General features: G+C 54.0%; 5 protein-coding genes and 1 CRISPR repeat array. Of the genes, 4 read left to right on the forward strand and 1 reads right to left on the reverse strand.

Annotated features, from left to right (window positions below):
* The coding region (locus NW849_RS12800) for a zinc ribbon domain-containing protein (protein ID WP_414358059.1) at positions 1-287 on the forward strand (287 nt) is incomplete at its 5' end.
* A 55-nt stretch (positions 288-342) separates the two neighbouring features.
* On the opposite strand, the gene NW849_RS12805 is transcribed toward NW849_RS12800, so the two are convergent.
* Positions 343-2,136 carry an N-acetylmuramoyl-L-alanine amidase gene (locus tag NW849_RS12805; protein ID WP_414358061.1) on the reverse strand — a complete coding sequence of 598 codons (1,794 nt, stop codon included), beginning with the start codon at positions 2,134-2,136 and terminating at the stop codon, positions 343-345.
* 210 nt (positions 2,137-2,346) lie between these two features.
* Here NW849_RS12805 and NW849_RS12810 point away from each other — a divergent pair, with 210 nt between their 5' ends.
* The 3 genes from NW849_RS12810 (at position 2,347) to NW849_RS12820 (ending at position 4,847) form a co-directional block, all read left to right on the forward strand.
* Positions 2,347-3,474, forward strand: coding sequence for a hypothetical protein (locus NW849_RS12810; protein WP_414358062.1), 1,128 nt, complete (start codon positions 2,347-2,349; stop codon positions 3,472-3,474).
* Between the two features lie 351 nt (positions 3,475-3,825).
* Positions 3,826-4,431, forward strand: coding sequence for a precorrin-6Y C5,15-methyltransferase subunit CbiT (gene cbiT / locus NW849_RS12815; RefSeq protein WP_414358065.1), 606 nt, complete (start codon positions 3,826-3,828; stop codon positions 4,429-4,431).
* Positions 4,432-4,628: 197 nt separating this feature from the next.
* On the forward strand, positions 4,629-4,847 hold the full coding sequence (locus NW849_RS12820; protein ID WP_011432028.1) for a hypothetical protein: 219 nt from the start codon (positions 4,629-4,631) through the stop codon (positions 4,845-4,847).
* 490 nt (positions 4,848-5,337) lie between these two features.
* A CRISPR array of direct repeats spans positions 5,338-10,463; the repeat unit is 36 nt; unit sequence GTCGCTTCCCTTCGGGGAAGTGGAATTAATGGAAAC.
* The last annotated feature ends 87 nt before the right edge of the window (positions 10,464-10,550 follow it).

Consider the following 10,550-nt stretch of genomic DNA (forward strand, 5'->3'; position numbering starts at 1 on the left):
AGGCTCTGCGTGCAGGGGTTGCTTTGATTCTGGTGCCGCCTGCCTACACGTCGCAGACCTGCCACCGGTGTTTGCACGTCCATCCCGATCCTACGCAATCCTATCGCAGTGGGAAGCAGTTCAAGTGTGGGCACTGTGGATGGGAAGGGGATGCGGACTGGAATGGGGCCAACATGATTGCCAAGCTTGGGGCTGTCGTAAACCAGCCTAGAGGCCCGTGGTTGGCTTGCCAACTGCAGGGCTACCGAAAGCCCGCCCCGTACTGCGAAGCAGTCAGGGCCGGGTAGTTTACTTAAGGATCAATTGAGAGATCCGATAGACATGAACAAGCTCAGCCAACGGCTAGCGACTGCGCAAGAAAGTCTCAATGCCATCGGCAATGGCCCGCGCCAAAATAGCCTGATATTCGGCAGTAGCCAATTTTCGCCCTTCGGTTGGGTTGGTTACGTATCCCAACTCCAGCAGCACGGAGGGCATACCCACAGGTGTTTCCCGCACCACAAAAAAGCGGGCTCGTCTCACCCCTCGGTCAGCAGCACCGGTGGCCCTGACCAAGCTGCGGTGCAAGATGGCGGCCAGCTCGGCGCTATCGGGTCGCAGGTAATAGGTCTCGATGCCGTGAATGCCGGAGCGATCCAGGGCGTTGGCATGAATGCTCACCAGCAGGGCAGCATTGGCCTGAACGGCCATATCCACCCGCGGTTGCAGCAGCACTTCCCGGTCATCGGTGCGGGTCATCACCACCCCGTACCCCCGCTCCTGCAGCAGTCGTTGCACCTGGTGGGCAACGGAGAGCACGATGTCCTTCTCCTGGATCCCATCCACCCCGATGGCACCGGGATCCCGTCCCCCGTGGCCGGGGTCGATGGCAATGACCGTCCGGTTCAGAAATTGGGGGGTGGAAGGGGAGGCAGGGCCGGGCGTCTGCGGCTGAGGTATTGGTGGAGGAGCATTCAGAGGTCGCAGCTCCAAGGTAATGCGGCGGGATCCCTGGCCGGGGTTGGGCTCGAAGACATTGAACTCCTCGGCGGGCTGCACCAGAATGCTGACCGTGCGGGCATCTTCCTGGACAAAGCGGATCCGCTCCACCGGCCCTCCAACCGGCAAGCCGGGATCCGGCATAGACTGGGGCAGGCGAGCGGGCGCCACGTTGATGCGGTAGCCACCACTCTCGGGATCCCAGCCGGCCCGGTAGAACATGAATCCATCGGCGCTGATGATCAACCGGTTGCCCTGGAGCTGAACCGATTGCAACGTGGCCAGCGGCCCACTGCTGTTGACAGAGCTGACCTCGGGCAAAAGGCTGGCCTGGGCAGCACCGCCGGCAGGCTGGATCCAGATCCCACCCCGCTGTGGGTCGTAGCGGGCTTCCCAATCGCCACCGGAGGAATCCACATCCAGCACCACCCGAGCAATGGTGGGCTCAAATTGCCCGATCCGTAGCCGCGCAACCCCCAGACGGTTGACGATGTAGACTCGCTGGGTGAGGGCAGGGCTGAGCGTGGTGTTGAGAAAATCCACCACCACCCGATCTGGATCGAGGATGCGCCGCACCGTAGTGGAGGGGCTGCCTTGGGTACGGATGAAAAAGCCTTCTGCTTGCGGGGATACCTCTAAAATTTGATGGCCGGAGCGGGAGACAGGCAGGGGTGGGGGGGATCCGACAGCTTGGCTCTGGGGCAGTGGGATGGGAGCTGATGAGCCGGCAGATGAGGGGGGAAACAGCGGCGAAGGGGGAGCGGCCTGGGTGAATTGAACGGCCCAGCGGGAGGGGCCGGCGGTGAGCAGTTGCAGGTGGTTAAGGCTGAGGGGCTGATCCGGCTGCAGATAGAGCACAAAACGGGTGATGGTATCCGTAAGCTGGCTAATCTGCACAGAGGCGACACGGCCTGCAAAGGTCTGGGTCTGGGGCTCCCGTCCGAAGCGGGTGTTGGGAAAATCCAGCACCACTCTGGGGGGGTTTTGCAGAACAAACAGGAAAGGCCGCACCTCTCCCTGTGTATTGACTTCCAGCCGCCCCTGCTGAGGGTCGTAGTGCCAGCGGTCGATGCGAGATAACCCTGGGATTGTGGTCGTCTGGGCCTGGACAGAGGGAGGGGGAAACAGTCCTGCTCCCGCCAAGCTCAACAGCAGCATCGCCCCCCATATCCGCCTTGACCTCGGCTTGCCGAATTCAGGCATGACCTTCCATCCACTCCCCACACCTGCTGCCCTCAACTATACCAACCTGCCCTCGGAGCAGCCTGGGAAGGAGCGCAATTCCGCTCTTGCCTGCAGGGCTGGGGGATGATGGGTAGAGGCTCGCCCCTTCTTCTTCCTGCTTGTTCTCCGGCGAGGTATCTTGGGATGCCCAAACCACCGGATCTCCTAACCCTGGCCCGAGCTGGACACGCCCAGTCAATTGTGCAGGTTGTGCGGATGGAGCTGCTGCGGCGTCGCTGGTGTGCCCGAGTAGACTTTGCCGACGAGACCCTGCACGTCCACCTGCTGGGATCCCTGTACCAGCCTGCGCTCTCCCCCCAAGTTGCCGCTGCCCAACTGTTTCTGATCTTGAAGCAACTGCGGATCCCACGGCTGGAGCAAGTGGAAATTTGCGCTTTCCGCGGCTCACGCTTGCTCTGGCGGCAGAGCCTAAAGCTGGGATCCCGGCGGCGTTGGGATCGGTTTTCTTTTGGCAACTGGTCGGTGAACGCTTGGGCTTACCCGGCTGCGTTTGCGGTGGCCCTGATGGTGAACAACATCGGCTTATTGCGGTTGCTGCATTTGCCTTGGCACATTTGGATTCACGAGCTCGGCCATGCCACCATCGCCTGGTGGAGCGGGTATCGGGCTTTGCCTCTGCCCATCGGCTGGACAAGCGTTAGCTCCCAGAGGGATCCCTTTGTGTATTTTGGAATCCTCTTTTTGCTGATTTTGCTGTTCTGGTCGGCCCGCCAGGAGCAGATGAGATGGCTACAGGCGCTGGCCGTTCTTCTTGCCCTATTCCAGTTCTATATGACCTGGCTGATGCCCAATCGCACTCAGGATCTGTTGATTACCTTTGGTGGTGTTGGAGGGGAGTTTTATCTCAGCACCTTTTTGATGGCCAGCTTTTATTTTCCCCTGCCAGATCGTTGGCGATGGGACTCTTTGCGATTTGTCGTGCTGGGGATCGCGAGCAGCAGCCTGTGGAGAAGCTTTTGGGAATGGCACAGCATCAGACTGGGATTGGCCGAGGTTCCCTGGGGAACTTTGTTGGGCGGCCAAGGAGATGCCAGGGGGGATATGAACCGCCTAAACTACGACTTTGGCTGGAGCACCGATCAAATTATCCAAACCTACACTTTTTTAGGGAACCTGTGTGTTTTCGTCGTATTGAGCCTATATGTTCTATTCCTGTTGCGGGCAAATGATGAGATTTGGCTGTATCTGCGAGCAAAGCTTATTCTTTGGATGGATGGTTTGATAGGCTCCAGTTCAAGGAAACGTTCTTAAGATCCTCTTGTACTGAACATTGCCCCAACTACAACTTTTTCCGGCAGCACCAGCTACATCCGGCGCAAAATGAGCTCTTGGGTAAAAGGGATCCCGCTTGTCTCCAGAACTTCCCTAGTGTCCAACTCGATTCCTCAAGGGGGCAGGATCATTTTGGTTTTGGACTGCAGCTTTGCCGGTTGGGAATTGCTCCAACCACTCCGTTAAGCTCAGAGGGCGTTTGTGGTGCCCATCTGGGCAATGATTGGGCGGGAGAAGCGGCACCCCTATCAGGTTGGAGATGGCCTGTTGAGCATTCGCTCTATGCTGAGGGATATGGCAAGCAAACTTCCTCTGCGACGCTACTTTCCCATGTCAACTGCCTTCTCTTGGCCCTACCGCACCCCAGGGATCCCGGACTCTGCCTTTGAACGCATCCCGGGGATCCCGATGAGCCCTCGTGAGGTGCGCGTGTTGGTGCTGAGCCAGTTGCGCCTGGGAGAGAACCACTGCCTATGGGATATCGGCGCCGGAACAGGCACCATTGCCATTGAAGCAGCCATTCTGTGCCCCAAAGCTCGCGTGATCGCCATCGAGCGAGATGCAGAGGTGGTCAGCCTGATCGAGAGCAATTGCCGGAAATTTGGCCTCGCCAACGTGCAGGTGATTCAAGGTACTGCCCCCGATTGTCTGCAACACCTTTCTCCAGCGCCGGATCGCATCTGCATTGAGGGAGGCCACCCCCTACGCGAGATCTTGGAAGCCTGCTGGAGCCATCTCAGCCCCAACGGGCGGGTCGTGGCGACGACCAACTCTTTGGATGAGCTCTACGGCCTTTCCGCTGGCCTGGCCGCTGTGCGAGCTCGTCATGTGGAGGTGATTCAATCGGCGGTGAACCGCCTGGAACACCGCGGTCGGACTCAAATGCTGCTGGCACTGGATCCCACCTTTGTTTTGAGCGGAGAAAAAATGGGCTAAGTTTTGTGTAAACTGTTTACATTTTTTGGTAAATCTTTTCCTAAGGTGATGGATAAAAGTGGATTGATTTATCTCGGCTGTCTTAGAACCAGCAGAAAAGATTGGGTCACCCAAACCTTAAGCTATACTGATGTTTCTCGATCCCAAACTCAAATCTGCTTTTATACCAGATAAGAGAGCTGGGAAACCCAATAGCTATGGATCAATTCCAACACCCCTTTCAGGAGTCACGGGAAGTCAAACTGCGGCAACTGTTGATTCGGGAGCGCTGGCCGGAAATGCTGAAAGGCTGCCGGGCTTGCATCCATTGGGACGACTTCAAGCGACCGGAATGCTGTGGTGATTGCGGCATCGGGGATCGACGCAGGCAAGCAGTAGCCGAAGAAAGCCCACCCAGCAAGTCCCCAGGCATTTAGGGTTCTCAAGCTTCCCAAATTGGGATCCCAGCTCCTGCAGTAACTTTGGTAGTTTCTATTGAGAACTTTTACTCAGGGAGTTTTACCTAAAAACCGGGTCTCAAGCCCGGTCTTCATACCTGCCTGCGGCGGAAGCAAGCTGGCAAAGTGGGGAGGCAACGAGCGCCTCTCCCAAGATTGCTATGTCGTCGCTCCCTAGCCTCTCATCTTGCCCTCATTGGCCCCCTGCTTCCGCTTCTCAGAGGCAGCTCCCCAGCAACCTCAAGGGGGGCAGGAGGATCCATGTCAATTTCTACACCAACCCAGTTAGCGACAGGGTCGGCGACAAGCCTCAAACCCTGATTCTTCCGTTGACCCGGTCGATCCCGCTCTGGGCAAGGGTTTCAGGCCCCTCAGCGGAGAAAAACAAGGGGAAATTGCAGCCGAAAACGAGACCCTGTCGATCTAGGCCCCTGGATCCCGCTCTGGGTAAGGGTTATAATGGGGGGGAGTCGCTTCCCTTCGGGGAAGTGGAATTAATGGAAACCTTGGCTGTTTTACTTGGCCGGCTGCCACCGCCAAGTCGCTTCCCTTCGGGGAAGTGGAATTAATGGAAACAGGACTGAGCTCAAAGTCTTTGAAGTGGGATGCTTCAAGAGTCGCTTCCCTTCGGGGAAGTGGAATTAATGGAAACTGCTTGGGAAACTGACGTCGATACTGGTGAGATGAGGTCGCTTCCCTTCGGGGAAGTGGAATTAATGGAAACAGGGCAAAAGACGGGCTTGAGAAGGGCCTCTATTATGAGTCGCTTCCCTTCGGGGAAGTGGAATTAATGGAAACCCTTGTAAACTAGCTAGGGAATCAAAGCTCTAAGAGTCGCTTCCCTTCGGGGAAGTGGAATTAATGGAAACAAGTAAGAACTAAAGTATGGAAAATAGAAAAATTGCAGTCGCTTCCCTTCGGGGAAGTGGAATTAATGGAAACCAGTCTTCTGTTTTGTGGTATGTCTTGCAATACTCCCGTCGCTTCCCTTCGGGGAAGTGGAATTAATGGAAACTCCGTGTTGTTTTGCCTGTGCCCATAGGCGCATCCAGGTCGCTTCCCTTCGGGGAAGTGGAATTAATGGAAACTTAGGTCGGGCCAGAGAATGGGATCCGCTGTGCGCTGTCGCTTCCCTTCGGGGAAGTGGAATTAATGGAAACTTCCTAAAATAGGATCCACTTTATTTACGACAGTTGTAGTCGCTTCCCTTCGGGGAAGTGGAATTAATGGAAACCTCGGCGTCTTCTAAGTCTACTCCGTCTACTTCCCGGTCGCTTCCCTTCGGGGAAGTGGAATTAATGGAAACCTGGCAGAAGTACCCGGGTACCGGCTGGCAACACGAGTCGCTTCCCTTCGGGGAAGTGGAATTAATGGAAACATCACGACCGGATTGCCGTTCTCCAGCCGGTACCAGCAGTCGCTTCCCTTCGGGGAAGTGGAATTAATGGAAACCCGCTGTAGGGATCGCTAGTCGACTACCAGGTTATAGTCGCTTCCCTTCGGGGAAGTGGAATTAATGGAAACGCCGACTCTTTACTGCAGGGACGAACCAAATCCTGGTCGCTTCCCTTCGGGGAAGTGGAATTAATGGAAACCATACTCTGCCAGTGACTTGAACCCCAGGTGAAATAGTCGCTTCCCTTCGGGGAAGTGGAATTAATGGAAACTCGAGTGCCTGCCTGTCTAACGCGGGCCATTCCTCGTCGCTTCCCTTCGGGGAAGTGGAATTAATGGAAACGAGGGATCCCAAACAATAGCGTGCCTGTATTTTGGTGTCGCTTCCCTTCGGGGAAGTGGAATTAATGGAAACTTGCGGGCCAAAGCCGACGCCCAGCGCGAGATCCGAGTCGCTTCCCTTCGGGGAAGTGGAATTAATGGAAACAATACATTTCTTGGACTATCCAAGTTCACTTAGTGAGTCGCTTCCCTTCGGGGAAGTGGAATTAATGGAAACTCGATTTCTCGGTTGACTGGCGGTGGGTTATCGGCGGTCGCTTCCCTTCGGGGAAGTGGAATTAATGGAAACCACCTCTGCTTTTGTCAACACTTTCTCTTTTTGGCCAGGTCGCTTCCCTTCGGGGAAGTGGAATTAATGGAAACGTCGTGGTGATCGCTCCTGCCATCCGCAGCGTCGGCTGTCGCTTCCCTTCGGGGAAGTGGAATTAATGGAAACACCATCAATATCACGCGGATATCACGCAGCTTGCCAGTCGCTTCCCTTCGGGGAAGTGGAATTAATGGAAACTCCAACTCAGGAGGGCAGTTTTCGATAGAGATCTCAATGTCGCTTCCCTTCGGGGAAGTGGAATTAATGGAAACACCCGACCATCCCACTCTCGTTGAGCTATACACCTCGTCGCTTCCCTTCGGGGAAGTGGAATTAATGGAAACCCTACCGAAAGGCGGTGGATTGGACGTTGTTGACTGGTCGCTTCCCTTCGGGGAAGTGGAATTAATGGAAACTATCGCCTCTATTTTGGCCCAGAAGACGTCTTATCGAGTCGCTTCCCTTCGGGGAAGTGGAATTAATGGAAACTTGCCAGCGTTCTTTGCCCTCAGTCCTGTACACAGTCGTCGCTTCCCTTCGGGGAAGTGGAATTAATGGAAACGATTCAGACTACCCTTTCACAGCTCAGCGTAATCGACGGTCGCTTCCCTTCGGGGAAGTGGAATTAATGGAAACTTTGTCGAGTTTCGCCGGCAAAGTGCACGCAGTTTGCTAGGTCGCTTCCCTTCGGGGAAGTGGAATTAATGGAAACGTTGTATCTGCTTGACGGATCCCTCCCACCCTGGGGCAGTCGCTTCCCTTCGGGGAAGTGGAATTAATGGAAACCATCCTTAATTGTCTTATAAGCCTCCCAAGTAATCGTGTCGCTTCCCTTCGGGGAAGTGGAATTAATGGAAACCTATAAAGTATGGGAACATTTCCTCATAAATCCTGTGTCGCTTCCCTTCGGGGAAGTGGAATTAATGGAAACATCGTGCTGCAGCCCGCTTGAACGCTTGCTGTTCTGGTCGCTTCCCTTCGGGGAAGTGGAATTAATGGAAACTGTTCGTCACCCTTCGTCACTCCCTCATCCCAGCTAGTCGCTTCCCTTCGGGGAAGTGGAATTAATGGAAACTGGAAGTGATCTGCCTTTGAAACCTGGAGCCCCTGGTCGCTTCCCTTCGGGGAAGTGGAATTAATGGAAACGTCAGCGATGGAGACATTCCAACGCTCTTTTATGGCTTGTCGCTTCCCTTCGGGGAAGTGGAATTAATGGAAACTTTGTTGTTCTCCTTGGCCTTAAAGAGCTAGGGATCAAGGTCGCTTCCCTTCGGGGAAGTGGAATTAATGGAAACATTGGATATACAGTATGACTATATAGTAATATAGTAGTCGCTTCCCTTCGGGGAAGTGGAATTAATGGAAACAATCCAAACTTCCTTGTACACTTCTTCTGGTACGTTGTCGCTTCCCTTCGGGGAAGTGGAATTAATGGAAACTCCCACTTCCTCTCCAGCAGTTCAGGGTCAGGCCAGTAGTCGCTTCCCTTCGGGGAAGTGGAATTAATGGAAACATTGACATAACACTTGGGTAAGAAGCCATCTTGATTGGTCGCTTCCCTTCGGGGAAGTGGAATTAATGGAAACTACACAGTCATAGGCCCCTTTTTCACTTGCCGCGCTAGTCGCTTCCCTTCGGGGAAGTGGAATTAATGGAAACTTCCTGTGTGTGGATGGTGACTGCGTAGGTCACTGGTCGCTTCCCTTCGGGGAAGTGGAATTAATGGAAACTGTTTCGTGCATATGCTCTCGCCAGTCAAATTAGGGTCGCTTCCCTTCGGGGAAGTGGAATTAATGGAAACAACTCACAACGCAAGAAAAACAAAGCATCTAGCTGATGTCGCTTCCCTTCGGGGAAGTGGAATTAATGGAAACTCGCTTTCCTCAGCCCGATCACTTAGCTCCAGCAAGGTCGCTTCCCTTCGGGGAAGTGGAATTAATGGAAACTACCAAATAAACCTTGCGTATTCCCATGAATACGCAGTCGCTTCCCTTCGGGGAAGTGGAATTAATGGAAACGATTGTATTTACTGAAGAAAGACTTGCTTTGCTTAAGTCGCTTCCCTTCGGGGAAGTGGAATTAATGGAAACACCTCAAACTCAGCCCCACGCTGGGCCACTACCAGCAGTCGCTTCCCTTCGGGGAAGTGGAATTAATGGAAACCAGTTCAGCCCCGGGTAGTGGCATCAGCACTACTCGCGTCGCTTCCCTTCGGGGAAGTGGAATTAATGGAAACCTGGGCTTTCAGGATGGTTTTCTCTAGCTGTTGGTTGGGTCGCTTCCCTTCGGGGAAGTGGAATTAATGGAAACTAGTATCCAAAAGAACCCAGACTTTCTGGAGTAACCAGTCGCTTCCCTTCGGGGAAGTGGAATTAATGGAAACACGAATGTAATCGGCTATAGTGGAACTGTAAAAGTTAAGTCGCTTCCCTTCGGGGAAGTGGAATTAATGGAAACAATCAGGGTAAAAGATCAGATCTGCTCGATGACGCCGGTCGCTTCCCTTCGGGGAAGTGGAATTAATGGAAACATAGTCCCAAAAAAACTCTTCGTAGATCTCGTCAAGTCGCTTCCCTTCGGGGAAGTGGAATTAATGGAAACTGTAGAAGTCTGAGTTCACAACAGGCAAGTTAGCCCATGTCGCTTCCCTTCGGGGAAGTGGAATTAATGGAAACCACTAGCAAACTGCGTGCTGCTTCCCTGCGAAAGTTGTCGCTTCCCTTCGGGGAAGTGGAATTAATGGAAACGATAGATCTATTTTCCGGTTGTGGTGGAGTAAGCGCGTCGCTTCCCTTCGGGGAAGTGGAATTAATGGAAACGCAGTTAGGTGGGCCGGTGGGGGATCCAGGTGGGTTGTCGCTTCCCTTCGGGGAAGTGGAATTAATGGAAACACCGCTTGCGACAAACTTCAGCTTATAGACTTGGGCAGTCGCTTCCCTTCGGGGAAGTGGAATTAATGGAAACAACCAATCCAAGACACATAGTAGAGCATTCATAAGTAGTCGCTTCCCTTCGGGGAAGTGGAATTAATGGAAACACTGATGATCTCTGCCAGTGGGCGGCGAAAGTTCAACGTCGCTTCCCTTCGGGGAAGTGGAATTAATGGAAACTTATCCACGCCATCCGCATCCCCCACGTGCAGCCAGGTCGCTTCCCTTCGGGGAAGTGGAATTAATGGAAACTCGTAGAGTTTGATGGCTTCATCGATCACTGCGCCAGTCGCTTCCCTTCGGGGAAGTGGAATTAATGGAAACGTTTGGTAGGTTTGCCAGCTAAGCCGGCAGCCCGACGTCGCTTCCCTTCGGGGAAGTGGAATTAATGGAAACTCCGGAATGGGTCTGGACAAGTCGCTCAGTATCTCAGTCGCTTCCCTTCGGGGAAGTGGAATTAATGGAAACCGCACTCCTAGGGCCTTGGCATAGTTCACAGTCCCCCAAGGTCGCTTCCCTTCGGGGAAGTGGAATTAATGGAAACCCTCCTGTTTCCCCCAGAACAACAAAATTGGGGGGCAAGTCGCTTCCCTTCGGGGAAGTGGAATTAATGGAAACTATCTAAGGTAGCCAGGGAAACTGGCGAAAGTTGGGGGGGCGCTTTTCCAAAAAGGCGCGTTTGCCCTCAGCAGCTTCTTCGGTCAT

The sequence above is a fragment of the Synechococcus sp. R55.3 genome (assembly GCF_047461975.1).
Taxonomy (GTDB): domain Bacteria; phylum Cyanobacteriota; class Cyanobacteriia; order Thermostichales; family Thermostichaceae; genus Thermostichus.

Bases quoted from the DNA above. Each gene is read 5' to 3' on its own strand.
- NW849_RS12805 (WP_414358061.1), bottom strand. From the start codon at position 2,136: ATGCTGCTGTTGAGCTTGGCGGGAGCAGGACTGTTTCCCCCTCCCTCT.
- NW849_RS12810 (WP_414358062.1), top strand. From the start codon at position 2,347: ATGCCCAAACCACCGGATCTCCTAACCCTGGCCCGAGCTGGACACGCC.
- cbiT (WP_414358065.1), top strand. From the start codon at position 3,826: ATGTCAACTGCCTTCTCTTGGCCCTACCGCACCCCAGGGATCCCGGAC.
- NW849_RS12820 (WP_011432028.1), top strand. From the start codon at position 4,629: ATGGATCAATTCCAACACCCCTTTCAGGAGTCACGGGAAGTCAAACTG.